Annotated in this window: 28 protein-coding genes and 1 pseudogene; 10 read left to right on the plus strand and 19 right to left on the minus strand. The window is 40.1% G+C overall.

Annotated elements, in window-relative coordinates; all coding sequences use genetic code 11:
* Positions 1 to 52: 52 nt before the first annotated feature.
* From ACXADT_RS00425 to ACXADT_RS00435, 3 genes are all read right to left on the minus strand, one after another.
* The gene (locus ACXADT_RS00425; RefSeq protein ID WP_270182523.1) at positions 53 to 550 is read right to left on the minus strand and encodes a hypothetical protein; all 498 of its coding nucleotides are present in this window, start codon (positions 548 to 550) and stop codon (positions 53 to 55) included.
* Positions 543 to 746: a hypothetical protein gene (locus tag ACXADT_RS00430; RefSeq protein WP_270182522.1), complete on the minus strand. Its 204-nt coding sequence runs from the start codon at positions 744 to 746 to the stop codon at positions 543 to 545. The genes ACXADT_RS00425 and ACXADT_RS00430 overlap by 8 nt, the downstream gene beginning before the upstream one ends.
* Before the next feature lie 204 nt (positions 747 to 950).
* The gene (locus ACXADT_RS00435) at positions 951 to 1,574 is read right to left on the minus strand and encodes an NUDIX hydrolase (protein WP_474832888.1); all 624 of its coding nucleotides are present in this window, start codon (positions 1,572 to 1,574) and stop codon (positions 951 to 953) included.
* Positions 1,575 to 1,714: 140 nt separating this feature from the next.
* Here ACXADT_RS00435 and ACXADT_RS00440 point away from each other — a divergent pair, with 140 nt between their 5' ends.
* On the plus strand, positions 1,715 to 2,209 hold the full coding sequence (locus ACXADT_RS00440) for a BsuPI-related putative proteinase inhibitor (protein WP_474814132.1): 495 nt from the start codon (positions 1,715 to 1,717) through the stop codon (positions 2,207 to 2,209).
* 37 nt (positions 2,210 to 2,246) lie between these two features.
* Here the strand turns inward: ACXADT_RS00440 and ACXADT_RS00445 are convergent, their stop codons facing one another.
* Positions 2,247 to 2,921 carry a DUF1836 domain-containing protein gene (locus tag ACXADT_RS00445; protein ID WP_270182519.1) on the minus strand — a complete coding sequence of 225 codons (675 nt, stop codon included), beginning with the start codon at positions 2,919 to 2,921 and terminating at the stop codon, positions 2,247 to 2,249.
* A gap of 170 nt (positions 2,922 to 3,091) precedes the next feature.
* Between ACXADT_RS00445 and ACXADT_RS00450 the strand changes: the two genes are divergently transcribed.
* Positions 3,092 to 3,847 carry a hypothetical protein gene (locus tag ACXADT_RS00450; protein WP_474832890.1) on the plus strand — a complete coding sequence of 252 codons (756 nt, stop codon included), beginning with the start codon at positions 3,092 to 3,094 and terminating at the stop codon, positions 3,845 to 3,847.
* 64 nt (positions 3,848 to 3,911) lie between these two features.
* Here the strand turns inward: ACXADT_RS00450 and ACXADT_RS00455 are convergent, their stop codons facing one another.
* From ACXADT_RS00455 to ACXADT_RS00475, 5 genes are all read right to left on the minus strand, one after another.
* On the minus strand, positions 3,912 to 4,082 hold the full coding sequence (locus tag ACXADT_RS00455; RefSeq protein WP_474814136.1) for a hypothetical protein: 171 nt from the start codon (positions 4,080 to 4,082) through the stop codon (positions 3,912 to 3,914).
* A 68-nt stretch (positions 4,083 to 4,150) separates the two neighbouring features.
* Entirely contained in the window at positions 4,151 to 5,143 is a 993-nt protein-coding gene (locus ACXADT_RS00460; RefSeq protein ID WP_474832891.1) for a zinc-binding dehydrogenase, read from the minus strand.
* A gap of 141 nt (positions 5,144 to 5,284) precedes the next feature.
* Positions 5,285 to 7,252: a hypothetical protein gene (locus tag ACXADT_RS00465; protein ID WP_270182514.1), complete on the minus strand. Its 1,968-nt coding sequence runs from the start codon at positions 7,250 to 7,252 to the stop codon at positions 5,285 to 5,287.
* A 27-nt stretch (positions 7,253 to 7,279) separates the two neighbouring features.
* Positions 7,280 to 8,548, minus strand: coding sequence for an ATP-grasp domain-containing protein (locus ACXADT_RS00470; protein WP_270182513.1), 1,269 nt, complete (start codon positions 8,546 to 8,548; stop codon positions 7,280 to 7,282).
* An 873-nt stretch (positions 8,549 to 9,421) separates the two neighbouring features.
* Entirely contained in the window at positions 9,422 to 11,533 is a 2,112-nt protein-coding gene (locus ACXADT_RS00475; RefSeq protein WP_474832893.1) for an ATP-dependent Clp protease ATP-binding subunit, read from the minus strand.
* A gap of 338 nt (positions 11,534 to 11,871) precedes the next feature.
* Between ACXADT_RS00475 and ACXADT_RS00480 the strand changes: the two genes are divergently transcribed.
* A complete protein-coding gene (locus tag ACXADT_RS00480; RefSeq protein ID WP_270182511.1) occupies positions 11,872 to 12,336 on the plus strand; it encodes a hypothetical protein in 465 nt (154 codons plus the stop codon).
* Here the strand turns inward: ACXADT_RS00480 and mnmH are convergent.
* Complete coding sequence (mnmH, locus tag ACXADT_RS00485) at positions 12,299 to 13,360, minus strand: tRNA 2-selenouridine(34) synthase MnmH (RefSeq protein WP_474832895.1); 1,062 nt, start codon at positions 13,358 to 13,360, stop codon at positions 12,299 to 12,301. The two genes, ACXADT_RS00480 and mnmH, sit on opposite strands and share 38 nt — an antisense overlap.
* A gap of 115 nt (positions 13,361 to 13,475) precedes the next feature.
* Here mnmH and ymzB point away from each other — a divergent pair, with 115 nt between their 5' ends.
* The 3 genes from ymzB to ACXADT_RS00500 all read left to right on the plus strand — a co-directional run bounded on the left by ymzB (position 13,476) and on the right by ACXADT_RS00500 (position 14,803).
* A complete protein-coding gene (gene ymzB, locus ACXADT_RS00490; protein ID WP_474814144.1) occupies positions 13,476 to 13,823 on the plus strand; it encodes a protein YmzB in 348 nt (115 codons plus the stop codon).
* 107 nt (positions 13,824 to 13,930) lie between these two features.
* The gene (locus ACXADT_RS00495) at positions 13,931 to 14,293 is read left to right on the plus strand and encodes a DUF4870 domain-containing protein (protein ID WP_270182508.1); all 363 of its coding nucleotides are present in this window, start codon (positions 13,931 to 13,933) and stop codon (positions 14,291 to 14,293) included.
* A gap of 312 nt (positions 14,294 to 14,605) precedes the next feature.
* Entirely contained in the window at positions 14,606 to 14,803 is a 198-nt protein-coding gene (locus ACXADT_RS00500; RefSeq protein ID WP_270182507.1) for a DUF2188 domain-containing protein, read from the plus strand.
* Between the two features lie 109 nt (positions 14,804 to 14,912).
* On the opposite strand, the pseudogene ACXADT_RS00505 reads toward ACXADT_RS00500, so the two are convergent.
* From ACXADT_RS00505 to ACXADT_RS00520, 4 genes and pseudogenes are all read right to left on the minus strand, one after another.
* Positions 14,913 to 15,164: pseudogene (locus ACXADT_RS00505) on the minus strand (KGG domain-containing protein); the annotation flags it as partial.
* 127 nt (positions 15,165 to 15,291) lie between these two features.
* Positions 15,292 to 15,660, minus strand: a complete 369-nt coding sequence (locus ACXADT_RS00510; protein WP_270182506.1) for a KGG domain-containing protein — start codon at positions 15,658 to 15,660, stop codon at positions 15,292 to 15,294.
* A 172-nt stretch (positions 15,661 to 15,832) separates the two neighbouring features.
* A complete protein-coding gene (locus tag ACXADT_RS00515) occupies positions 15,833 to 16,273 on the minus strand; it encodes a macro domain-containing protein (protein ID WP_270182505.1) in 441 nt (146 codons plus the stop codon).
* 150 nt (positions 16,274 to 16,423) lie between these two features.
* Complete coding sequence (locus ACXADT_RS00520) at positions 16,424 to 17,122, minus strand: AIM24 family protein (protein WP_270182504.1); 699 nt, start codon at positions 17,120 to 17,122, stop codon at positions 16,424 to 16,426.
* Positions 17,123 to 17,281: 159 nt separating this feature from the next.
* Between ACXADT_RS00520 and ACXADT_RS00525 the strand changes: the two genes are divergently transcribed.
* A complete protein-coding gene (locus tag ACXADT_RS00525; protein WP_270182606.1) occupies positions 17,282 to 17,677 on the plus strand; it encodes a DUF948 domain-containing protein in 396 nt (131 codons plus the stop codon).
* Between the two features lie 55 nt (positions 17,678 to 17,732).
* A complete protein-coding gene (gene cls / locus ACXADT_RS00530; protein WP_474814150.1) occupies positions 17,733 to 19,232 on the plus strand; it encodes a cardiolipin synthase in 1,500 nt (499 codons plus the stop codon).
* Positions 19,233 to 19,237: 5 nt separating this feature from the next.
* Here the strand turns inward: cls and ACXADT_RS00535 are convergent, their stop codons facing one another.
* Positions 19,238 to 19,777, minus strand: a complete 540-nt coding sequence (locus tag ACXADT_RS00535; RefSeq protein WP_474832896.1) for a GNAT family N-acetyltransferase — start codon at positions 19,775 to 19,777, stop codon at positions 19,238 to 19,240.
* A 204-nt stretch (positions 19,778 to 19,981) separates the two neighbouring features.
* On the opposite strand from ACXADT_RS00535, the gene ACXADT_RS00540 reads away from it, so the two are divergent.
* Complete coding sequence (locus ACXADT_RS00540; protein ID WP_474832898.1) at positions 19,982 to 20,533, plus strand: histidine phosphatase family protein; 552 nt, start codon at positions 19,982 to 19,984, stop codon at positions 20,531 to 20,533.
* A gap of 205 nt (positions 20,534 to 20,738) precedes the next feature.
* Here ACXADT_RS00540 and ACXADT_RS00545 read toward each other — a convergent pair whose 3' ends face one another.
* Positions 20,739 to 20,912, minus strand: coding sequence for a hypothetical protein (locus ACXADT_RS00545; protein ID WP_270182499.1), 174 nt, complete (start codon positions 20,910 to 20,912; stop codon positions 20,739 to 20,741).
* A 128-nt stretch (positions 20,913 to 21,040) separates the two neighbouring features.
* Here ACXADT_RS00545 and ACXADT_RS00550 point away from each other — a divergent pair, with 128 nt between their 5' ends.
* On the plus strand, positions 21,041 to 22,378 hold the full coding sequence (locus tag ACXADT_RS00550; RefSeq protein ID WP_474832900.1) for a DUF2254 domain-containing protein: 1,338 nt from the start codon (positions 21,041 to 21,043) through the stop codon (positions 22,376 to 22,378).
* Positions 22,379 to 22,412: 34 nt separating this feature from the next.
* Here the strand turns inward: ACXADT_RS00550 and ACXADT_RS00555 are convergent, their stop codons facing one another.
* The 3 genes from ACXADT_RS00555 to ACXADT_RS00565 all read right to left on the minus strand — a co-directional run bounded on the left by ACXADT_RS00555 (position 22,413) and on the right by ACXADT_RS00565 (position 24,713).
* Entirely contained in the window at positions 22,413 to 22,928 is a 516-nt protein-coding gene (locus ACXADT_RS00555) for a redoxin domain-containing protein (protein WP_270182497.1), read from the minus strand.
* Between the two features lie 17 nt (positions 22,929 to 22,945).
* Positions 22,946 to 23,326: a YueI family protein gene (locus tag ACXADT_RS00560; protein WP_270182496.1), complete on the minus strand. Its 381-nt coding sequence runs from the start codon at positions 23,324 to 23,326 to the stop codon at positions 22,946 to 22,948.
* Between the two features lie 115 nt (positions 23,327 to 23,441).
* A complete protein-coding gene (locus ACXADT_RS00565) occupies positions 23,442 to 24,713 on the minus strand; it encodes a M48 family metallopeptidase (protein ID WP_474832901.1) in 1,272 nt (423 codons plus the stop codon).
* Between the last annotated feature and the right edge of the window lie 82 nt (positions 24,714 to 24,795).

Here is a 24,795-nt window from a genome sequence, read left to right on the forward strand (position 1 = left end):
AAAAAAAGAGCTTGAGGCACATGCCATTCCAAGCTCTTAAACTTACGATATGTTATCTTGCTATTTCAGCAATAATCTGAGCTGTTGTCATCTCTGTAGTAAGCTCGAATTCACGTGGTTGAATTGCAGTTTCCTTGCCTTTATCTCTTAATACCTTAATAAATTCATCAGCACTTTCCACGAGTTTTTGATCTTCGAGACTTTGAGCTACTTCTTGACTCGTCATGCCCTCTTTGATAACAAACGTAATCTTTTTAGGTTTTTCCTCTTTTTCCTCTTCTTCTTTTACCTCTTTATCTTTGGAGGTTTCTTTAGAAGTATCTTTAGCATTGATGGCTTCTAACTCTTTTTGTGAAGCCTGCAATGATTCGTACTCTTCTTTCTTTACCATCACCATGTTCTTTTCCTTCAATTGCTCTTCAATCAACTCGTCCGTTGATTTCTTACTCTCTTCAGCCCATGCACTTGAAAACATTAAATAATAGGCTCCGAGAAGAAGAGCAGCAACCAAAAGACCAGCCGCAATTCCCTTTGCTTCTTGCTTACTCATTGCTACCACCATTTGCAGTTTTTGCTTGGCGTTCGAGAAGTTCCGTACGTTGTTTTACAACTTTTAACTCTCTCATTAAGTTAATGTATACATCATCTACTTGTCCTTTAACTTCTTTCGCATAATCGTTAACGAAATATGAGTAAATAAAGAACCCTAGTGACCCGGCAAGCAATAGAAAAATGATCAAAAGCATTATTATCCCCCTACTAACTGTTTTTTGCATTTTCTATATATGTACGTATTTCATCCATCTAATTCTTTCGTGGGGTTTGAAGGCTTTTTGTCTATTTCAGCCAATATAAAAAAATTGCAAACACAAAAAAACTAGAAAATACGACATGAATCGACCTTTTCTAGTTTACCTATTATTTAAGAAACTGGCAATACATCTCTCATCCTACTGTTCACTTATAAGTTGAACGAAGTGGTATAGGATTCTTGCAGTCATCCCCCAAATCACATAATCTTTATAATAATAAAAGAACTCAGGTAATACAGAAGACGACCAGTTATATTCCTCACCATTTGGTATAAGATGAAACGGAAAGCTCTCATCGGGCTTTACATGAATGTTGATATCGTGGCGTTCAGGAGGATTCGATATAAAATAGCTTAAAGGTACTGTAAATACCTCCTCTACCTCCTCAGGATTATGAGACAACGTCGTATCTTTATTAATAACTCCCAGAAACGGGTAGACGATGGATTGAAAAGACGACACAAGGTAATCGAGCTCGCCAATGACTTGAAGATCATTTTCTGATACCCCCAGTTCTTCACACGTTTCTCTCGTAGCTGCTTTCAAGGGGCTATCATCGGTTCGATCGACTTTTCCACCCGGAAAACATACCTCACCAGGCTGTCTGCGCAGTGTATGAGCCCTCACTTCGAACAATACATGGAGTTCATCCTTCACCTCGATTAGGGGAAGAAGCACCGCAAATTTATAGAAGTTTTCGTTACCGAGTACTTCACCTTTTCTCCCTCCAACGTTAGCGTTTATCTTATGCCATAGCTGCATTCTATCGAACTCCTTTTATTCTTCCTTCACATTTATTATATACCCCTAAAAATAAGGATTACCTGCTTTTGATGAAATTTTCTAATAATCGTGTAACCTTTTCTTCACTTGAGTCGTCCAATTAAGAAAAGGGTGATTATATGCTTAAATACTTGGCTATCGGCAGTATCGCATTACTTACGTTAACCGGATGCGGAGAAGGGAATGAGTCAATGAATTCAACGAACAACGGAAATGGAAAGGCCGAAGAGGTTAACACTGGGGCAACTGGCTCCTCTGGCATTGTTGCTGGGTCAATGGAACCTTCCCTCACTTTAGATTCGATTAGTAACGGGCAAGCAACCTTTACTTACAAAGTTCAAAACCAAACTGAAAAGGTTCAAACCGTCGTTTTTCCTTCGAGTCAGAAATATGATTACAAACTTTATAATGAAGAAGGGGAAGTTCTTGTAACCTATTCTGCCAACAAAAGCTTCATCAAACAAGTTGAAAAGAAAGAAGTGAAACAGGCTGATACTCTTGAATATACAATCACGCTCGATTCACTTGCCAAAGGCTCATATACGTTAGAAATCTGGCTTGCAGTTGAAAACGAAGAAGATTTCAAGAAGACCATTGATTTTACGGTAGAATAATTCAAACCAGCTGGCATACCAGCTGGTTTTTTCATTATCAACGCAAGGCCTTCTCTAGGTATTGTTTTGACAACGTTTGAAAGTATGCAGCTTCAACAGATAGTGATGAAGAGATAAGCAGACTTTCCATTGCTTCACTCTCCACAAACGTTAACCGACTCTTTGAACAAAGTTCCTGTGCCTTTTCTTTTACAACTGAAAGATTATTCTCTGAATGAACTTCTTCAAATAGACATGCATACGCATGATAAAAAACAAGAGGGTTGATCAAATCATCGTTTCGATCTGCAGGGTTGTTGAAAGCAAATCTTAATAACAGTCGAATGCTTTCAAAGTCATGAGTGTTCTTTAAATCTTCTACAATGAATAAAATCGCTGCCTGTTCAATCGAATACTTTTTCCCATGCTGCGGAGGGCCAATCCAATCTTTAATATCTCTTTTCACCCAATTTTGTACGGCAGTGGAACGAAAGCTTGCATATTCAATTTGATTACCGAGACTCACTATTTCATTGATAGACAATCCGATCGCTCTTTCTTCAGCTTTTAAGAGCTTTTGAAAGACAGTAGGCAGATTATTGTTTTCTTCAAATCTCCCTTCTCCTCCGGTACGCTCCCAAGCTTTCATCAAAATGTCATATGGACTTTCTTGATTCTTGATACATTGTAAGATCTTTCCCATTTCCATTCTAGTTAAATAATAGCCTTTCATCGTACACCCTACCTTATAAGGTCATTTGAACTTATCGTATAGTTTCTTTATGGAAATATCAAGAAGGAGTGCTTCTTACATGTAATAATTGGGCTTTTCACCCCTTATTTTGTTGTAACTGTTTAGGAACTGGGTGAATATCCTGTGTTGTGTAAAGGAGGAGTTCGCTTATGAACATGTACAACAACCCCTACGGGAACCAACAAGTTCAGGGTGCTAACATGCATAACCAAGTACAAGGCGCTATGAATGGTCCTAATCAACAAGTTCAGGGCGCGATGCACGGATCGAATATGCCAAATCAACAAGTTCAGGGTGCGATGCACGGACCGAATATGCCGAATCAGCAAGTACAAGGCGCAATGCATGGACCGAATATGCCAAATCAGCAAGTTCAAGGTGCCATGCATGGACCGAATATGCCGAATCAGCAAGTTCAAGGTGCCATGCATGGACCGAATATGCCGAATCAGCAAGTTCAAGGTGCTATGCATGGACCAAATATGCCGAATCAGCAAGTTCAAGGTGCCATGCACGGACCGAACATGCCGAACCAGCAAGTTCAGGGTGCCATGCAAGGACCAAATCAGCAGGTCAAGGGAGATTTAAAGCAACTTTCAGGAGATATGAAAAAGCTTTGTAAGAAATACAACAATTACCATGCAAACGTTCAAATGACTGACGGTATGGAGTATGAAGGTATTATTATGGACTCAGACAGTGAGCATGTATCATTACTACTCCCTCAAGAAGTTGCAGAAGAAGAAACAGAGCGTCAGTACGGACGACGTCGTTACAGACGCTATGGAAGATACTATTTTCCACTCGCAGGAATTGCAGCACTTAGTTTAATTCCTTATTATCGCCCGTATCCTTACTACCCTTATTACGGCTATCCTCCATATGGATATCCATATTACTATTAAAATACCTACAAAATACGAAAAGGAAGCCGTGGGGCTTCCTTTTCTTTTATGGTTTACCTTAAGCTTATTGCTTACTTTTAACATCCAAGTCATTTCTGGACATGAGCTCTTTTGCTTGCTCGGAAGTAAACCGTTGATTGAGTGAATCACCGGAAATACTGTCAAAAACCATATCTGGGTTCAATGAGGTATTCATCTTGATATCCTGTTTTGATCTATCCCTGTTTTCCGCCATGATATCCACCTCCATCATTAGTTATCATGACCTGAACTGTTCGAAACATACCTCACCCAACATTTAAGCTACATGGTAATTACGATTTTTCCGAACTGTTTGGCCTCAGCTAAATGATTGAACGCGTTCTTGATTTGCCCCAATTCATAGGACGCGTCGATGATCGGTTCAATGGAATGATTCGTTACAAAATCCAGCATAGCGCTAAATTCATCTGCACTCCCCATCGTCGAACCAAGAAAATTGTATTGTCCATAGAAGAAAGCTCTTAAGTTAATTTCAGCTGTATCACCTGTTGATGAGCCAAAAATGACCAAAGTACCTCCACTCCGTAAGAGATCTAACGATCGGTTGATCGTCGCTGCTCCTACACTTTCGATTACAAGATCGACCTTTTCTTCTTTTGCAACGTTCGTCCAGTCATCTTCATTTGAAAGAGCGAGATCCGCTCCAAGATCGAGGGCTTTTTTGCGCTTTTCCTCACTTCTTGAACTAACGATTACCCTAGCGCCAATCGCTTTAGCAAATTGGAGTAAAAATGTCGCAACACCGCCACCGATTCCTGGAATAAACACCGTTTGATCACTTTTTAACTGTCCTCTTGTGAATAAAGCACGATAAGCTGTTAGTGCTGCGATGCCATAAGAAGCAGCTACCTCAAACGAAAGAGAAGAAGGCTTTTGAATAGCATTTTCTTCAGGAAGCACGATACTTTCTGCAAACGTACCGTCTCCAGGAAAACCAACAATTTGAAAGCCTTCGGGCGGTGCTGCAGCATTTTCTTTCCAACCGATCCCTGGATTAATGAGCACCTCATCCCCTACTTTTACTGATTGGACGCCTTCACCTACTTCACTGATGATTCCCGCACCATCTGAGCCTAAGATGACGTCAGGATCTCCGTTTGATCGTCGCGTAGGAACAGACAAATCTCTATGATTTAATCCCGCTGCTCGTAATCGGATTTTCACCTCACCTTTTCCAGGTCGAGGTTCTTCTAAGTTATCTTTGAATACTAGTCCTTCTTTTCCTTTGACTCCACCGTGCACATAACCTTGCATATGTAACTTCCCCTTCCTATAGTCATTTCGTCTCTTCTATCCAATGGTACTATTTATTCCCGGTGTTTTCGAATTCGTAAACCTTACCGCCGTAGTTAAAAAGTAAAAAGCATCAGGGGATAGTCCCTGACACTTTTATACTTAGCCACTAATCCATTTGTATTCTTTCCCCCAGCTTTCTTTTGCAAGGGTTTTCACTTTTGCTACACTGTCTTGTTCAACTGCATACGAATCGCCCTGTTCGTATGGGTTGTAGTGAAACGCATAGAGACGAGAAGTGAATTCATCAAAAGGAAGCGAGCTTTCGCCAAAGTACTCACCGTTACCCATAACCGTACTAACAATTCCTTGCCCCCAGTTCTGAGAGCCGTCGTTATTCGGGTTATAGAAATAAACACGGTAGTTACCTTTAGGACATTTCGCAATTCTTTGAATCGATACCGCGTGGAAACCAAGCATCTTTCCATGAACGTTCGTGATGAATATACCGACAGGGTTCGGATAGATCAACTCATATTCATCGTTGTATTCCGGATGGTGAGTTGCATAAAACAGTCTCACAAAACCAGGATAGTCTGCGATGTTTCCAGTAATCGGTTCAATAACAGTGCTGAATCCTTTTTGTACCCAGTTTCCATAAAAAGCTGGATTTACCCAGCGATGTCCATCTTCTCCTCTTAGAGCTACCCTCGTCATCATCTCACTATAAATACGATCGAGGTGAGGAACTAAAACGATTGAAACAGGATCAAGTTCAGGATGTAGTTCAGGTGCTAATCCTCCCTGAAGATCTTTAGAATAAATGTTAACACCTTCAAACACCATATCGATTTCACCGTCACGTGCAGCTCGAGGGATGATTTCTAATAAATAACCTGGAGCATGCTGTGCCCACAAGCTGATTCCCCTTGCAGCCTGACAGGTTGGGTTCAATCCTTGACCTACTCCGAGCGGTTGTCCGAGTACACTTATGACGCCAGCAAGGAGGATACTGTTCGCCGTTAACCCTTCACCTTCGTTCGCTTTGAACAATGCGTTTCGAACCTCTGGGCGGATATCAAGCTCAATCAGTCTTCTTAACCCTGGGATAACGGGTGATGCTGATAGTACGCCTCTTTCTAAGAGCAACGCTAGTCCGTATACAGATTGACATGTTGTCGGGAATAGAGCGACTTTTATAAGCTGATGAACGAGTTCTTCGTGCTCTTCGAAATTCGCTTTTCCTTTACCACTCAGTTGTAAAAGGGCAGGGAGAAGCTCCGGTGACTTCCTGCTTAACAAGCGTGCAAGCACGCTATGATGAGGAGAGCAAAGGCCAGTATTTCGCATCGATCGACCTAAAATTTCACTTTCCCGTTGAAGCTCTTCAACGGAAAGGTTCATCAATTGCTTCCGATATTCATTAGGCTGTGAATATAAATGACTTAAGTTAGACGGTCCTTCAATAGAGGCGACATATTGCTGAAGAACCTCTTTCTGCGTATCATTCTCATTTGATTTAAGCATTTCTTTCGCCATTTTGATGATGGAAACCGTTCTTTTGACCATTATCGGCCGCTGTGCAGTCAAACGTTTGATTTCATGGATCAGCGTTTCAGAAAGCGCACTCGATGAAAGGTATCGAGAGATAAACTGGAACAAACGCTGAGCCTCATCGGCATTCTCTTTTTTCTCGATTCGAGAAGCCTCTGTAGCTTGAGGGAAAAGCAAATCCAAATTGAGCGCCATGACCTCATTTAAGAAATCCATCGCCATTTCTTTAGAAACAGTAGGATGCTCCTCCATGCCTTCAGCAATAGCTAGCATACGTAAGTTACTAAGCATCTCAATGACATAAGGAAGCCCCTTCGCTTGCAGCGAACCTGCGACTAGCGGAGGCTGAAGCTTCGATGGATCTTCCCAAGGACCGTCTTGGAAAACACCTGCTTCATCAAAACGATCTGCATATTTAAATAGGATTTCGAGACCTTCTTCTGTTTCTAGGAGACGGTTTGCTTCTTGATAAACATCCGTCTGATATCTCGATTTTGCGTATGTTGGTGCCTCGCTGAGCTTAGTCAATGACTGGGAAAACCTTGCAATCTTTCCTTCTGTTACTTCAGATGGCATGCTTAATTCTCCTTTATGATAAAGATTCTACAAATAAAAATCGTACTTTTCATAGTATTCTAGTAGGCGTCTCATCTCGGCACTATCATCACCGAAGAAGAAAATCGTTCCATAGTGGTTACCAAAGCCTACTCGCTCTGCCACTTTACCTTGCGGTGGAGTGAACATGTCATGCTTTTCGAAGAAAGGATGCTCTTCAAGCTCATCTGGAATCGTTAGTTCTTCAATGTAAGTGACGTGCGGGTGTACCATAAGGCAGCCTGCATATCCATTAGCTTCATCTTCAGCTGGGAAGAATTTTCTTAGCTCTTCTTCTGTCGTGTTCGGGTCACTACAAAGAATTTGTGCTTCATATGCACTAAATCCGTAAGCGCGTTCAATTAAGTCGAAAATATGACCTCCTGGAACACGTGCAGCTACTTCACCGAAGTGCAACGTTCCGTCAGGCATGATGAAATATTCAGGATGAATAACCCCGTTCTCAATCTCAAATGCTTCGATCAGTTGCTCGATCGCTTGACGGATAACTGGTCTTTTCGATTCAAGAGTTGGAGAAGGCGGAACAAAGTTTGAATAACCTAACTTCACATATTCAGTGATGTTCAAGAATTGAATTTGTCCTTTGTGAACAAAAACTTCACATGAAAACTCTTGTCCATCAAGATGACTTTCCATCAAAAGTGGAAAATCATTGTCTGTTAGAGCTTCGATATCGGCTGGATTATCGATGGCACGGTGACCAACAGAACCTGCCTTATCGAGAGGTTTACAGTGAATTGGATCGTATTTATCTCCATCTACTTTAAGGAGTGCTTCATTAACTCGTTTCAGGAAGCGTTTGACATCATCTTTGTCTCTTGCCTCTTCAAAGACACCCACTTTAATTCCTGCAATCTGAGCCTTCCTCTTCATCATCCCCTTATCTCTCAATAGAAGTGAACGATTAAAGAGTCTTGGTTCTTGACGGAATCTGGCGTTTAGAGCTCCTGCCCATTCTACACATTCTTCATATAGTGGAACTGCAACTTCTGCACCAAGTGCTTTCAGCTGCTTATAAAGCTTGTCTGACCCTTCATTCAAACGATCAAACTCCCACCCTACAAATGTGATATTATGTTTTTCAGCGTAGTCTTTGAAATCAGGTGGTCCTACTACTACAAAAGGCCGTTTCAATTTATCACAGGCCTCAATTGCTGGAAGACTCCATCCAATTAAAGCAGTTAAATATGGAATAGTTTTTCCTTCTGGCTGACTTTCTTCCAACGTCTGGTTCATTTCTAATTGATCCAGTTCCATTCGTTTTCGCTCCTTTTTTCATATAGTAGAGAAATCTTCCTGAGCTTCCCTCTCTAACGTAGCAGATATGCGATGACTTTTTAACTAATATTCTGACTTTTAGCCAAATTACGACAAAAGAAGTCGGCATTCTCTGTTATTCGAGTTAATTCGACTAGTCGAAAATCAGAAAACCAGCTAGCTTTTCTATTCCCTATATTTTCTATTTTCTAACAAAAAAAGAAAGCCACTCATTGAGTGACTTCAGGCTGTTAGAAAGTCTTAAGAGCTATCTCTGATAACAAAATAGTAGTGATTTCCGCTCCAGGATTCTCGCTTTCCGCGGGGCGGGCGGTGAGCTTCCTCGTCGCTTACGCTCCTGTGGGATCTCACCTGTCCCGCTGATCCCGCAGGAGTCGAGAATCCTTACGCTCCAATCCGCGTTATATGAGATTATAATTCAAAAAAACCAATTTCAAATGACGTAAGAAAAGATTTGCTATCATATTCACCCGGACGTTCATGCTCATGAAAATAAGAAATATTCCCTACGTCAAAGGAATGACAACACTTAAAATTCTTATAACCAACTGAAAGAGGCTGGGACAAAACCAACATACATGAAGGCAATCGCGAATGTTGAATGTTAAAGAGTAAGACCTTAGCGTAGCCAACATACGTAGACTCCTGCGGGAACAGCAGGAGTCCGAAGGCCCCGCAGGAAAGCGTTTTTTGCTTTCTGAGAAGACTGAGGCCGTGCCCGCGGAAAGCGAAGTATGTTGGCGAAGCGGCGGTTTCCTATCTGTAAATTACAAAAGACCCGATCTAATTCAAATGAATTGTTCGGGTCTTTCTCATGGTTATATGCCACAGCCTCTTTCTTAAGATTATAGCTTACGAAGCATTTTTCACAGCGATCTTATCTTCGATCACCTCTACTTTTACTGACGTTACATTGCCTTCGTCAACAAGTAGATCAGCTATTCCATCTTCAACGTGTTCTTCGATTACTCTTCGTAATGGGCGAGCACCGAACTGTGGATTGTACCCAAGCTCCGCTAGCTTCGATTTAGCTTCCTCTGTGATCTCGAGGGTAATTTGCTGCTCAGTTAGACTTCCTTTTAACTCATCGATCATCAAGTCAACGATCGATACAAGACTTTCTTTCTCGAGTGACTTAAAGGATACGATCGAATCGAAGCGATTGAGAAATTCTGGTCTAAAGTAAGAGCCTAGGCTTTCCATCACATCGGTATAGCTATCAGCCGATTCAAACCCTACTGTAATACGGCGTTCTGTACTTCCTGCGTTGCTCGTCATGATGATCACGGTATCTTTAAAGCTCACTGTTCTTCCTTGGCTATCCGTCAATCGACCATCGTCTAAGATTTGTAGGAACATATTTTGAACATCTGGATGTGCTTTTTCAACCTCATCGATCAATAGAATGCTATAAGGCTTGCGGCGTACACGTTCTGTCAGTTGCCCTGCCTCATCATGACCTACATATCCTGGTGGTGAGCCGATCAATTTAGAGACGGAGTGTTTTTCCATGTATTCACTCATATCGAGTCGAACCATCGCATCTCGATCTCCAAATAACTCTTCAGCTAGAGATTTAGATAATTCTGTTTTACCGACACCAGTAGGCCCTACGAATAGAAATGAACCGATCGGTCTGTTCTTACGCTTCAGACCTGCGCGACTTCTTCGAATTGCTTTTGCAACCTTATGAACAGCGTCCTCTTGTCCAATAACTTTAGCATTCAGCTGTTCAGCAAGATTCTTCATCTTCATCTGTTCATCTTCTTGGAGTTTTTGTACAGGTATACCTGTTTTACTCTCGATGATTTGTTGAATATCTTCTAAGTTTACAAGAGCTTCCGCTTGATCATTCACACTTAATGATTCTTCTAGTTTCTTTTCAAGCTTTGTTTCCTCATCACGAAGCTTTGCAGCTACTTCATAATTTTCTTCACTCGTCGCCTTCTTCTTATTTACTGCAATTTGTTCGAGCCTCTTTTGTATTTCATCATGATTAGAAGTTGTAATCGTTAAGTTTCTTTTTGCACCAGCTTCATCCATTAAGTCGATCGCTTTATCTGGTAAGAAACGGTCTTGAATGTAACGATTTGATAATGTGACACAAGCTTTTATTGCTTCATCAGAAAACGCCACCTCATGATAATCTTCGTACCTCGGTTTTAGACCTTCTAGAATTTGAACCGCTTCTTCAATCGATGGCTCGTTAACCATAACTGGCTGAAAACGTCGTTCAAGAGCTGCATCTTTTTCAATTTGACGATATTCTTTCAACGTAGTAGCACCGATTAATTGAAGCTCACCTCTAGCGAGCGCAGGTTTCAGAATGTTTCCTGCATCCATCGATCCTTCGGCTGAGCCTGCTCCAACGATAAGATGAATCTCATCGATAAAGAGAATGACATTCTTTCTTGCTTGCAGTTCTGAAATCAACTGTTTCATTCTCTCTTCGAACTGACCACGGATTCCTGTGTTAGATACGAGAGATGCAACATCTAACAAATAGATCTCTTTGTTTTGTAATTTCGAAGGAACGTTTCCTTCAGAAATACGAAGTGCTAGTCCTTCGGCAATCGCTGTTTTCCCTACACCTGGTTCACCGATCAGGACAGGGTTGTTTTTGTTTCGACGATTTAGTGTTTCGATGACCCGTGCTACCTCTTGATCTCTTCCGATAACTGGGTCGATCAATCCTGCTTTTGCAGCATCAGTTAAATTCTTTCCTAAATCATCTAGTAATCCACCGTTACCAGCGTCGGTTTGCTCACTAGGTTGAGTATGACCTGATTGATTCATAAATGATTGAAAGAAATCATCAAATTGACCTTTTGATGACGGTGTTGTCTGACCATTCATCACATTTGCATAGCAAGAGTTGCACAGATGAACACGTTTTTTAGAATGATTGATCTGAACATTCAACTGAACTGTTGCAGGATTCTGATTACATTTTTCACAAAGCATATGATGGCCTCCCTTAAAATTTATAAGATCGTTATATAATAGTGCGTTACTTGTATTTGTTAAGGTCAATGTATTTTGTTTTGACTTTGACTATATTTGACCTTGTAACCATATTATAATCTGACTATCTTTGACTTTCAAGTGTTATGCATTTTCTAATCTGTTCTTATAAACAAAGCCGCGATAATTGTATCGCGGCTAAAAAAATGTAATATTTGAAATAAAGGAATTTTTTTGAGGGTTGGATAATAGATTGTATTAAACTACTTTTCGACAAAGGGTATACAAGTTTACTAGTCTGGCAACAATGGTGATAGATTATAAAGGGAGGAATACCAATGAATGATTCAGTCTATCAATTGATAGTTGAAACGACCGTCAAGCGCGTGCCTACCTGTCATGAATCACCTAATGATTTCTTCATTGCCCTGGATGACTGTGATTACCCGTACCTTATCCTACCTACTCCTAAAGAAATGTTTGATAACGATGATGTCTTTGCCATTCGTTTAATTCCTGATGTGTTGAACAAATTCCGCTATGATTTGGACAACTCTTATACAAAGCTTTCGTTCAGTCGATTTTCTACTTTTTTCGATGATAAAACGTATTATTTTGGCCCAGAAGATAACATGCTAGTGAAATTCCTAACCTCTTCTATCTACAAGAACTATGTAGCGTGGATCAGCCACCTGTACTTCAAACGGATCGATGATTTAATTGAACAATACAATAATGAACCGGGCAAAGAGCAGAGAAAATCAATTAAAGCGAAACTTTCTCGCCTTCTAATCGAAGCTTAGACACTAGACGCTCCACTTCATTCTGGACAAGTTGGCATCCTTCATCAAGAGACTCATAGTGAACTTTTATAACTTCACCCACATTCTCTGTCGCCTTGTAGGTGTACCTAGGATCGTAATAACTCACCAGAAGGCTTTCGACGACTGCTTCATAATTCTCTTCCTCAAGTGCGAGGGATATATAACGTCGTTCATTATCTGGCAGACGTTTCTCGATTCTTTGGATGCCCTTTACTATTTTCTCTCTATTCTGTTCGGGATGATATGTATCTAAAATGGTTTTTATTCGATAAGAAAGCGGGGCGTGAACATGTATGCGCGTCCCTTTTTGTTTGCCCTCAAAGATAAAGTCCGGAACGATAATGTTCCCAAGTCGCTTACTTTCAGACTCAATTACATAATAATCTGTCTCCCCTATTTCATTTAACCGATGAGAAAGCTTCGCTTCAAACTCCTTTTGACTTCTTTCAGGTAAATTCACTCTTCCGAAAACTGATCCTTTATGTGCAGCTAAGCCTTCAAGATCAATGACTGGGTAGCCTTTGTTTTTTAAATAATGTAAAATGTCTGTCTTAGATGTCCCAGTAAACCCTTCCACTATAAGAAAAGATACGTTTTTTTTAGCATGGCTTTCAAGTATTCTCATGACATTTTGACGATATGACCGAATGCCACCAACAAGTTGACGACATGGCAGCCCCATCATCTCAAAAATCACAGCAAGGCTTCTACTCCTCATACCACCTCTCCAACAGTAAACGACAAACTCCTGTCCTTTTGATAGAACTTTTGCCTTCTGATAAAAATCAGGAAGAGATGGAGACACAAGCGAGATCCCTAAATCCTTCGCTGCTTCTGTGCCTTGTTGTTTGTAAGTTGTTCCAACTAACTCTCTTTCTTCGTTTGAAAAAATCGGCATGTTAACTGCTCCTGGAATGTGGAACTGCTCGAATTCGGCTGGGGTTCGAACATCTATGATCGGTAATTTTCTATCGAAACATTCATCTATCGAAATAGTTCTCATAACGACTCATCCTTTGTATCTCATTATTAGCTCATTATATCATTCTAGACTTAAACCTTTTAAACCCTTGTTTATGCACCTTAAATTCGGGGAAGTTTATATTGAGGTGAAAAATATGGAAACTACCGAAATGGTAACTCGTATACAAGAAACCTTAAACGATTGGGTTGGCGGACATCTTATCATTCAAAAACAAGAGAATGAAGACTTGGATAAGGTAATCATGGTATTAGATCGCATTTCTTTGTTTCACAGAGAGGAAACGATCGATAATTACACGCCTTCTTCCCTCCTACAACTAGAGGGAAAAGGTAAGATCATATCTGAAAAAAATCCCGTTTCCCTTCCAGACGCTAACTATGAAGTACAATTAGAAGATTTAAAAGAAATCGATCGTTCAGCAAATGAGCTAAAAATAACGACAGAGAGAGCACAATACGTGATTACTTATAATTCCAACTAGAAGGAGCCAGCGACAGGTTCCTTTTTTTCGTTGGGAACAAATCGCAAAGAATATCTAAGAAGCCTTCATAATACCTTGTATATAGACGGTTATGAAGGAGGTACTTCATGGAAGAAAAGAACATTCAAACCCCCGATGACGAAACGCGTTCATGGGCTATGTTTGCGCATCTTTCTGCACTATCAGGCTATTTAATTCCGTTTGGTAACATCATTGCTCCATTAATCATTTGGTCACTAAAGAAGGATGTTCATCCTTTTATTAATGAGCAAGCAAAAGAAGCATTGAATTTCCAAATTTGCATGACCATCTACGGCATCATCGCAGGAATACTCACGCTCGTCTTAATCGGATTCATCCTTCTACCTGCAGTTTTTATCGTCCAACTTGTTTTTATTATCATCGCTTCAGTAAAATCGAATCAGGGCGAAGATTATCGGTACCCGCTGACGTTTCGAATGATCACCTAACATTCGACTAATTTTTAATGTTTCCACATAATTTAGGTATGTCCATGTTATAATGGAAGTAAACTTAGAATGTGGAGGGTGTGCCTTGACTGCAAAAGGAAAAGAATGGAACCGTTTTACTGTATGGGCGCTTGCATTTATGGTGTGGGCTGTACCTATCGCTTTTATCGTCGGTTTCTATATCACAACAAGACCTCAATAAACCAGCGAACCGCTGGTTTTTTATTTTTTCTGAATCGTTTTAGGCAGGTTTTAGCTTCCATCTTGTTGGGAAAGAAGTACATATACACCAACTAAAGGAGGAACAAAATCATGAAAGAATTCACAGTAGCACCAAACAAAGATGTAACAGGCTGGTATGTTAAGGTGGAAGATATTGCACCTACAGATTTATATAAAATGCGTTCAGATGCTGTTGAGAAGGCAGAGGAACTTGCAAAGGAAGATACTCCTAGTAAAGTATTGATCTTGAATGATCAGCATGAAGTCGAGGAAGAGCGTAAATTTTAATAACTACTCTAGCCCCTTTCAAACGAAGGGGTTTTAATTTTGTTTAAGCCCATAAAAAAAAGAGCGGAGGCTTCTCCGCTCTTCGTACCGATCAATTATTGTTGCTGCCGTTTCCGCTATTTTTACCGCCTTTTTTCCCAATCTCTTCGTAAAATTCTTTGTCATGATTCTTAGATGTTTGCTCTCCGCCTTTTTCTCCTATTTCTTGATAAAACTCTTTATCATGCTCACGAGCTGTTTTGTTTCCGCCTTTTTCACCAATTTCTTCGTAGAATTCTTTGTCGTGCTCCCTCGCAGTCTTATTTCCGCCTTTACGTCCTGCTTCTTCCCTACTCATTTTATTATTGTTATTATCAGCCATTTGAAAATCCTCCTTTAGAATGTGTGTTTATATCTCACTCAATTTACGTATTTTACTGTTTTTCATAAATTTGGTACACTCTATGTGAAGTATCATTTAGAGAGAGCGGGCCCAAACCGCTCTTTTTTTATTTGTTCTGATTTCCACCTTTTTTTCCTATTTCCTTATAGAACTCTTTATCATGATTCTTAGACGTTTGCTCTCCGCCTTTTTCTCCTATCTCCTGATAAAACTCTTTATCGTGTTCACGTGCAGTTTTGTTTCCGCCCTTTTCGCCGATCTCTTCGTAGAATTCCTTATCGTGTTCTCTTGCTGTTTTGTTTCCACCTTTTTCTCCTATTTCTTGATAGAATTCTTTGTCATGTTCATTTGCAGTTGTTTCTCCACCTTTTTGGCCGATATCTTGGTAAAACTCTTTGTTATGTTCTCTCGCGGTTTTGTTTCCACCTTTTCGACCAGCTTCTTCTCTGCTCATCTTTTCATTGTTATTTGCCATTTTCTCTTCCTCCTTTGAGATACTTTTTTCTTTTTTTGCTACAGTTGTGGTATTCCACGGTAAATTTTTTCAAAACCAAATAATGGGGTTATTTTACAAATATAAGCCATTCTTACCAACCTGCTCTGTTTTCTTCACACAAAAAAAGCCCCCAAACTTGGGGGCTTAGCGATTAAGAGTAGTACACATGGATCGGTCTTTCGTATTTCTTAGAAAGCTTTTCTAGTGATTTCTTTACGTTGATCAAATCGTCTTTATCGATTCCACAACCGATTTTTATTTTAAAACCTTTTTCTTCAAAGGGCTTTAATTCTTTAATCATACTCTCAAAAGATTTCAACCAGGCTGGGTAGTTGGTTTGAAGACCGGCTGGTTTATATTGACCGTATAGATTAGCAATAATTCTCTTATTATCATGACTCAAAGCAAACGAACATTTACCTAGCTTCTTTTTTGGTGGAAATGGAAAGTTTTCGTCTGCTTTAGCTGCTTCAGGGTACGTTTCTTTCACTGATTTTGCAATACCGACATCTAATGCATTGAAGCAATCACATTGGTGAGCAATAACAGTACAATCACTTTTAAGAAGGTTGCCTTTTTCTAATCGAATCATACATGCACTCTCCTTTAGAGAACCCTTTTGTATGATTATAATGAAAAATCAGATAAATTCAATAGGAATATTTTCCTTCGTTCTGCATAAAATGATAGGTTTCGCTATTTTAATAGGATCTTCCTATGAAAAAAGTTTTTTATCCCCTCTTTATCCCTGGTTGTTTTGCATGTATACTTCTTCGAAAGGCTGGACAACCACAAACCCTTCTCCTTCGAATTTCATCTGGATCGACTCTCCACTGCCTCTTCCAAAAAAGGACTTCAGAGACACATCAGTTTGAAAATCTGGGTTTAAATTACCAGACCATGCTACCGTTGCGTTTGGATCAGTAATAACTGGTTTATCTGGTGTTACTCGAATCGTGAGCGGCTCATAATGACTCGTTACAGCAATCATACCAGGTCCATTACATGTTACATTAAATAAACCACCAGCCATCATCCCAGTAATCCGCTTCATCATTCGAATATCCCAATCGATTCGTTCTTCAAATGAAAGAAGATCATTGCCGTTTACGCTGATCGACTCACCATGACCTAAATGAATGATTGAAATCTTTTTCCCAGAATCAGCTAAGTATAGCTTCCCTCTTCCTTCAGCTTTCATAAGAGAAGCACCTTCACCTGTGAATGCTTTTTTGAACATTTTACCTAACCCATGTTCTAAAATTCCTTCACGTTCGAATTTTATTTCCCCATTATACGTGATCATAGATCCGGCTTTTGCCCATACTTTACCGTTTAAGTTCACTTCCAACATTCTTTCAGTTTCAAGTTCAAAAAAACCTTCACCTTTATCCTTTTGCTCTGTTGATTTTACGAACTCATCCATCGAGTATCGATTCACAAAAACCTCTCCCTTCTATTTCTTACCACCATTTTACAATAATCGCTATAACTTCTCACACAGTTGGTTTAGACTGTAGATATAGACTGTTTGGATCATTCCAGCACAGGGTACATTAAAACGTATAAGACTAAGACTGGAGGTATGACCTTGATCATCGTGTATGTAAGTATTGCACTAGTTGTCCTTTCACTCATTTATCTCGGCATCGTTGCAGTAAAAACCTCTAAAGAAACAAAAGTATCACTGAACGATTTTTCTGCCACTGCAGCAAGACTGCAAGAAAAAGTAGATAAGATCAACGAAGAAACAACGAACTTAACAAACACATCGAATCAAATAACAGAGAACATTCAATCGAAAAAAGAAACGATTCAAGGCGTGATCGGAGAAGCGAAAGCAACTCCTGAACCATTCAAAAAACTTTTCACATCGATTAAGAACACACCAAACCCACAAAAAGATACATCAGATGAAAGGTTGGTCGAACTAGGCGATCGACTGATCGACATGTGGGGCCGCTACCGCGTTAAGAGAAAATCGAGAGCGGAGTAAGGGCGCAGCCCTTACTTTTTTTGTACTGCAAAACAACTTATTAGGTGGGCTACTTATGAAACAAATTAGACAAATCATTTTCTTTATTCTGATGACAACAAGCCTTTATAGCGTGTTGTTCACATCGATCCCCACCCTATGGAAGTGGGTTTTTGGAACAATCTATCTTGTGATCTTATTTTCTATTCTCTTCGTCCTCATGCTTGAACAAAGGTCACCTTATAAAACGTTGTTGTGGATGTACGTGCTGATTTTCTTTCCCATTATAGGGTATGTGTTCTTCCTCTTCTCAGGTCAGTTAGAGGTAAAGGGGCACTTGTTTAAAGAGAAACGTACAAACGGCCTCGAGTTTTTTCAGAAGTATGTTAATTTCTCTGCATCAGAGCGCTGGCATGACTTGAATGAGCGGAACCAAAACTTTTCAAACCTTATTGCTACGATGGTGTCTAGTCCTATCAGCATGCGATCCCAAACGAAGCTTCTTTTAAACGGAAGTGATACATTTCCTGCTATTAAAGAAGAAATTAAAAAAGCAAAAACGTACATTCATATGGAATACTACACTTTCCGTTCTGATGAGTTAGGAAAATCGATCATTGAGCTCCTCGTTGAAAAAGCGAAAGAAGGCGTTGAAGTTCGAGTGCTCTATGATTCAATCGGCAGTCATAATCTTTCGAGGGCTTCTAAGAATGCTCTAAGAGCTGCAGGGGCAAGTGTTCAGCAGTTCCTTCCCATTAAATACGGTTTCTTCAATCAAACCGTTAATTTTCGAAACCATAGAAAAATCATCGTGATCGATGGACGTACCGCTTTTGTCGGAGGCCTTAATATCGGAGATGAGTACGCCGGCGATTACAATAATATGAACTACTGGAGAGATACCCACCTTCTCGTAAAAGGTGAAATCATTTCTGCTGTACACGGTGTTTTCCTTATGGATTGGGAATACATGTCTGGAGAAAGCCTGTTATCGGAAAAGTATCTAGAAACGTATGATGTGGAAGGTGACGGCGGTGCTCAGGTTGTCCCGAGCGGACCTGATACAAAGAGAAGTGCTATGACCGACCTTTACTTTAGCTTGATCACAACAGCAAAAGATCGCGTGTGGATCGCAACACCTTATTTCGTTCCAAACAAAGCTCTTAGAGCAGCTCTTTCCATCGCTGCGATGCGTGGTGTGGAGGTTAAGTTAATCGTTCCTGAAGTGAGTGATGGTTTTCTTACACAATACGCTACTCGATCCTACTTCTCACAGCTTCTGGAGTACGGTGTAGAAGTGTATATGTACCAACGAGGGTTTCTTCACCAGAAGATTATGATTGTGGATGATGATATCGCAACGATTGGAACAGCAAATATGGACATGCGTTCGATGCACTTAAACTTTGAAGTGAATGTTTTCTTATTTCAGGCGAACACCATTACAGACTTAATAAACGCCTACCAAGAAGATATAAAAGACTCTATAAAAGTAGATAAGAACAGATACAACGAAAGAGGATTGCTTCATCGTACGAAAGAATCGTTCGCAAGGTTATTTTCTCCCGTTCTCTAACGACGTCACCAATCTTTCTTTAAGAGAGCGTGCATCATAAGATCAAAGTGCTTGCCTCCTGCGTATGCATAGTCTCTAAGAACCCCCTCCTCCTGAAAACCGAGCTTCATTACTAACTTTCGGGAGGATGTGTTATCAGGATGAACCAATGCCCCTATACGATTGAGGTGCAACTCATCAAAACCAAACGGGATAATGGCGGATAGAGCCTCTGTCATATATCCCTTTCCTTCTGCTTTTTCTACTAAATCGTAGCCAATCTCGATTCTTCCAACGCGCTCAGCCAAGTTATGGAAGCCACATGTTCCGATTAACTCATCCGACTCTTTAAGTGCAATTCCCCATCTCCATACTCGCTTGTTCTCGAACCCTTTTCTAAAACTCATCATGATTCCTTCAGCTTCTTCTAAGTTCTGAATCGTATCATTGCCATAATACTTCATTGTGTGTGCACTAGAAAAAATCGTAAATAACGCCGTAACATCTTCTTCTTTAATCTCTCTTAAACGCAGCCTTGTTGTAATAAGTTCAGGAAATACGTTCACGTAAACATCCTCTCCACTTCAAAAAAATTCCTGGAGAACGTCTGCTCTCCAGGCAAAATAAAAAAACATAAAATAAGGGGATCAATTATAAGACGATTGAGAAACAATTAAGTTTCAATTTTTTGAATTTATTTTTTGCTCATAAGCTAATCATGGTAAAATTTATGATGAAAAATTATTCAGAGTAGTGAAGGAGTGATCTTAGTGAAAAACCTGTACCTCATTCGTCACTGTGAAGCAGAAGGTCAAGCTCATGATGCTTCATTGACTGCGAAAGGCCGGGAGCAGGCCGTGATGTTAGCGGACCATCTACAAGGTATAAAATTCGATAAACTTTATTCTTCTCCTTTCACAAGAGCTCTTCAATCGATTGAACCGATTGCGCTAAAACTAGACAAGCAGATCACGATCGATGAAAGGTTAGAAGAACGAAGACTCTCAGAAGTAAGTCTAGATGACTGGATGACTGAATTAGAAAAAACGTTTGATGATTTCTCTTACAAGCTAACGGGCGGGGAATCTAGTTCTGAAGCAGCAACTAGAGGAGTAGAAGCTGTGATGGATGTTGTTCAAGTAACAAATAAAAATTCACTTGTGGTAACGCATGGAAATCTCTTCACACTAATTCTCAATCACTTTGAATCCTCACACGGATTCAATACTTGGAAGTCGTTAAAGAACCCTGATTGTTTTAAGCTGGTTTTCGAAAATGATAAAATCGTTTCGATCGATCATGTGAATGTGATCCCTACATGAAGACCGGATTTTATTCAAAATACCATTGTTGTGCTACGTGCATTCATTTTGAAATCGTTAAAAACCCACGTACTTCTTACAGATGCAAACGGCTCGGTTTTGAAACCAAACCTACGTATCGATTCGACTGCTGGGAACCTAAAGACGTTGTAAAAAAGCGGATAAAAAAAGACTTACCCTAAACCTCCTAAGCTTCGGGAGGTTTTTAATATGTCGTTTCGATATCAGTTACTTCGTTCATCCATTTATCGATTGCGTGCTGTGGTACATCCCAACTGATCCAAGAAGCCATCACTTTTAGGTCCTCCGACTTTACTACCCAGTATTCGTAGCGCTTTTCATGAATATTGCGATAGACTCCAGATTTATGAATGATCATAGACAACGCCTCCTCTTGAATCTCTTATATTTTTCATACCCTTTTAAATTAAAAGTAACACGGCAGATGTATGAATTATGACTTCATTATCAAATACTAACCTAAGTATATAGTAGGGGGTGATGGTAGTGAAGTATAGTAAATTACGACAAATCCGATCCAGCTTTTGGTTTATTCCAACCTTCTATGGAGTGGGAGCTTTCATTGCAGCGATTCTTACGCTTGTTTTTGACAGGCACTTCATTCAAGGAAATGCCATTATCCTACCTTACTTCTTCTTCGCTACCTATGATACAAGTATAACAATCTTAAGCACACTCGTGTCTTCAATGTTAACGATGACCACCATTACTTTCTCTACCATCATGGTTGTACTTACTACCTATTTATCAAATTTTTCTCCAAGAACACTTCAGAACTTCATAACAGATCGCATTACGAAGCGTGTCCTTGGGATTTTTGTAGGTGGGATCATCTACTTCATCATCCTTCTCCTACTGATCGAACAAACCGCAGAGGATGGATTCGTTTACTTTGCGCCGGTTTTGGCAGTCACTTATGCTATTGTATGCGTCGCTTATTTTGTGTACTTTATCCACCACGTTGCAAACTGGATTCTAGTCGGAAACTTAATCAAACATATCTCAAAGAACACGATGGATACAATCGATCGAACATTTATGGATTTTGAAAAGGCGAACGAAGGTGGATCCGCTTCATGGGACTCTTGGGAACTCGATGAAATCAAAATGAAAGAACCTCGTACAATTTCTTCTAGAGTATCTGGTTATCTACAAAATGTAGCGATCAAAGATCTATTAAAGATCGCAATTCAACATGATCTTATTATTAAACTTGATAGAGATATTGGTGAATTCATCGACGAAGGTACAGTCGTCATCTCTTATTGGTCTGCAAAAGATTATCCCAGAGAAGAAAAAATATTAGATGCCTTATCGCTTGGAACGGAACGAACAACAGATCAAGATATTGAATATGGAATCCAAAAGCTCGTTGAAATTGCATTAAGAGCAATTTCCCCTGGAATCAACGATCCTAATACTGCGATCAATTGCATCAATCGCTTAGGAAGGGTGTTATCAAGGTTAGGGCAAAAGCATATCCCACAACCTTTATACCATGATGAAAACAAAAACCTTCGCGTCATAACGAACCCAGTAACCTATAGTACGTACCTTTATAAAAGTTTTTACCAAATCAGGCATTATGCGCGTGAGGACGTATCCGTTCTTGGCTCGATCCTTCACTCACTAGAACTTGCAGCAGACGGGAATAAGCATGACATTCATGAGACGATATGGGAGTTCGGTCAGTTTGTGATAAGAGGATTTGATCCAAATGTTCTAGATGATCTGGATTTTCGATTTATCAATGAAAAATTAAAAAAGGTGGCAAAAGCAACCGGATTTGAAGAGGCTTATACGCCTCTCAAAAAGCCAGTCTAAAACACAAAAAACGGCCGATATGGGCCGTTTTTGTTTATGATGCAGATTGCAACCACTCTTCCATTTCTTCAAGGGTTAAAGGGCCTACCCGTTTTTCAACAATAACTCCTTCACGATCGATCATGTAGGAAGTAGGCATAGAAATAACTTTGTAGAGATCTTCTCCTACCTTCCCCTCATTATCCATCAAAACAGGAAATCTCAAGTTATTTTCTTCAACAAAGATCGGAATCTCATCCTTTTTAGGTTCAAACTTCGTAAAGTTCACCGATATCACTTCGACCTCTTCCCCGTATTGATCAGCGAAGGCCTGAATATCTGGCATTTCCTCTTCACAAGGTGGACACCAGGTTGCCCAGAAATTTAAAAACACCGGTTTTCCTTCAAAATCCGACAAGCTTACTTTTTCTTCATCTTCAAGTGTCGTAAGAGTGAAGTCAGGTGCACGATCGTTTATTTCTGTACCAACACTTGGTTCTGCGATTACCGTACTATAAACTCCCCATCCAAGCGCAGCGACAAGGATGAGAAGCACGATTCGTTTAAGCATCTCGTTTCACTCCTTTATTACGTATCTAGAGAGAAATATTCATCGCGAACGAAGATTTCTTCACGATTTACTGCATCATCTTTTGATGCTAGCACTAGCCCTAAAGGAGTATCGGTCTCTTTATCATTAATGATTGTAAACGGTATTGAAGCTTTGTTTGCTTCTTTTATATATTTCGATAGCATGGAATACGGTAGATCTCCATTTAGGAGTAAAACACGCCCCCTACTCATCTCGTTCTTTACAGAAGGATACAGCTTTTGAGCTACTTGTCTTTTCGTAAGTGCAACGTAAACTCGCTCCCTGAACGTTGATAAGTAAAGTGCTTTTTCAGCCGGCTTTAACTCAGGAGTGCCATGGATTCCAGCTTCTAATGCTTGTTTGATCTCTTTGTCCAATTCATACACCTCTTCTTGATGATTAAGAATAGTGTCTCACATAGTATGATTGAAATGCTAGTAAAGAGATATTCGAACTTAAACATTTCTCTAAATAAAAAAACGCCTTTCTGAGTTATTCAGAAGGCGCATCGTTTTCGTATTGGTTTAGCATGATTAAACGTTCCATCATTGTTGGGTGACCGTATTTGAAAAACTTTACTAAGATCGGTGGATTCACTTCGTTTAAACTATTCACCGTTAGCTTCTGAAAAGACCCGACGGCAGCATCCACATCGTCTGTCATCTCAATAGCATATTGATCGGCATTCATTTCAGCATGCCTCGAGATAGCAAGTTCTACCGGACTTGCAATAAATGACATGATTGAAAAGAGAAGCAGCAATGCAGGAAGTGTCGTTATATCGGAGACTGATGTTGCCCCCCATGCATCTCCCCACTTCGCAACAATTTTACCTAAAAGGCGATAAGCGATATACAAACCGAACAAGCTCATGATCAAAGCACCTGCAAGGTTCCCATACAAGTGGTTCATGACATAGTGCCCCATCTCGTGGGCCATGATGAAAAGCACTTCATCATCTTGTAACTTGTTCGTTGTCGTATCCCATAGCACAATTCGTAAATTTGAGCCTATTCCCGTAACATATGCATTCATTGCATTCGTTTTTTCAGACATGTTCACTTCAAATACTCTGTCAGCTGGTATATTGGCCTCATTCGCTAACCCGAGAATTTGCTCCTCAAGTTCTTTATCTGAAAGTGAACTGAAGTCGTTGTACAAAGGATCGATAACGACGGGTTGAATGTACATCATAAAAGCTAAGTACGGGACCATCAGCCCCCATGCAGCAAGCCACCATCTCTTCTCAAAGCGTTTGATCAAGAAATACAGCACTCCGATTATGATTGAGGTGAGACCGATCTCTATCCAGAAAGAAATCATTTCGTCCTTCATCCAATCGGAAAAAGCCTGGGTATTGATGCCATATTTTACTGAAAGGGACCTGCTCCAAAATTTAAGAGGAAATGTAACGATCCACGTAAAGGCAGAGAGAAGAACAATATAGACAGGAACGATAACGAAACCTTTCTTTGAGATTCCTTCCCCAAACGACTTGAACATTTTCGATAGACCGAAACCTAGTACAAGAAGGTAGATCCCCCATTCAAAGGGAATTGACAGGAATGATAAAAAACTTCTGTAGCGTGAATATTCTTCCGAAAGTTCAAGCTGCCGTTCTGACATGAAGGTAGCTGGATCTGCCGCTGTCCCTTGATACGCTTTCGGTACTCCAAAGTCAGCCCAATAAAACAAATAAAGCCCCATTAAGAGCGCGTATGCGGAGAAGCCAAGAATAAACCACCAGGTTACTCGTTTCCTCATAATATTTCTCCTCCCGATACTTTCTCTATATTATTTGTACGAGCAAACCTCACAAATAGAACCTGTCTGTATTGTAGGGTTA

The sequence above is a fragment of the Anaerobacillus sp. ABR4_321 genome (assembly GCF_056158505.1).

Excerpts from the sequence above, each read along its gene's own strand:
- ACXADT_RS00510 (WP_270182506.1), bottom strand. The coding sequence starts at position 15,660 with ATGGCAAATAACAATGAAAAGATGAGCAGAGAAGAAGCTGGTCGAAAA.
- ACXADT_RS00475 (WP_474832893.1), bottom strand. The coding sequence starts at position 11,533 with ATGCTTTGTGAAAAATGTAATCAGAATCCTGCAACAGTTCAGTTGAAT.
- ACXADT_RS00425 (WP_270182523.1), bottom strand. The coding sequence starts at position 550 with ATGAGTAAGCAAGAAGCAAAGGGAATTGCGGCTGGTCTTTTGGTTGCT.
- ACXADT_RS00495 (WP_270182508.1), top strand. The coding sequence starts at position 13,931 with ATGGAAGAAAAGAACATTCAAACCCCCGATGACGAAACGCGTTCATGG.
- cls (WP_474814150.1), top strand. The coding sequence starts at position 17,733 with ATGAAACAAATTAGACAAATCATTTTCTTTATTCTGATGACAACAAGC.
- ACXADT_RS00440 (WP_474814132.1), top strand. The coding sequence starts at position 1,715 with ATGCTTAAATACTTGGCTATCGGCAGTATCGCATTACTTACGTTAACC.
- ymzB (WP_474814144.1), top strand. The coding sequence starts at position 13,476 with ATGGAAACTACCGAAATGGTAACTCGTATACAAGAAACCTTAAACGAT.
- ACXADT_RS00500 (WP_270182507.1), top strand. The coding sequence starts at position 14,606 with ATGAAAGAATTCACAGTAGCACCAAACAAAGATGTAACAGGCTGGTAT.
- ACXADT_RS00465 (WP_270182514.1), bottom strand. The coding sequence starts at position 7,252 with ATGCCATCTGAAGTAACAGAAGGAAAGATTGCAAGGTTTTCCCAGTCA.
- ACXADT_RS00430 (WP_270182522.1), bottom strand. The coding sequence starts at position 746 with ATGCTTTTGATCATTTTTCTATTGCTTGCCGGGTCACTAGGGTTCTTT.
- ACXADT_RS00470 (WP_270182513.1), bottom strand. The coding sequence starts at position 8,548 with ATGGAACTGGATCAATTAGAAATGAACCAGACGTTGGAAGAAAGTCAG.
- ACXADT_RS00480 (WP_270182511.1), top strand. The coding sequence starts at position 11,872 with ATGAATGATTCAGTCTATCAATTGATAGTTGAAACGACCGTCAAGCGC.
- ACXADT_RS00450 (WP_474832890.1), top strand. The coding sequence starts at position 3,092 with ATGAACATGTACAACAACCCCTACGGGAACCAACAAGTTCAGGGTGCT.
- ACXADT_RS00555 (WP_270182497.1), bottom strand. The coding sequence starts at position 22,928 with ATGCTTAAACGAATCGTGCTTCTCATCCTTGTCGCTGCGCTTGGATGG.
- ACXADT_RS00445 (WP_270182519.1), bottom strand. The coding sequence starts at position 2,921 with ATGAAAGGCTATTATTTAACTAGAATGGAAATGGGAAAGATCTTACAA.
- ACXADT_RS00460 (WP_474832891.1), bottom strand. The coding sequence starts at position 5,143 with ATGCAAGGTTATGTGCACGGTGGAGTCAAAGGAAAAGAAGGACTAGTA.
- ACXADT_RS00455 (WP_474814136.1), bottom strand. The coding sequence starts at position 4,082 with ATGGCGGAAAACAGGGATAGATCAAAACAGGATATCAAGATGAATACC.
- ACXADT_RS00435 (WP_474832888.1), bottom strand. The coding sequence starts at position 1,574 with ATGCAGCTATGGCATAAGATAAACGCTAACGTTGGAGGGAGAAAAGGT.
- mnmH (WP_474832895.1), bottom strand. The coding sequence starts at position 13,360 with ATGAGAACTATTTCGATAGATGAATGTTTCGATAGAAAATTACCGATC.
- ACXADT_RS00515 (WP_270182505.1), bottom strand. The coding sequence starts at position 16,273 with ATGATTCGATTAGAAAAAGGCAACCTTCTTAAAAGTGATTGTACTGTT.
- ACXADT_RS00565 (WP_474832901.1), bottom strand. The coding sequence starts at position 24,713 with ATGAGGAAACGAGTAACCTGGTGGTTTATTCTTGGCTTCTCCGCATAC.
- ACXADT_RS00545 (WP_270182499.1), bottom strand. The coding sequence starts at position 20,912 with ATGATCATTCATAAATCTGGAGTCTATCGCAATATTCATGAAAAGCGC.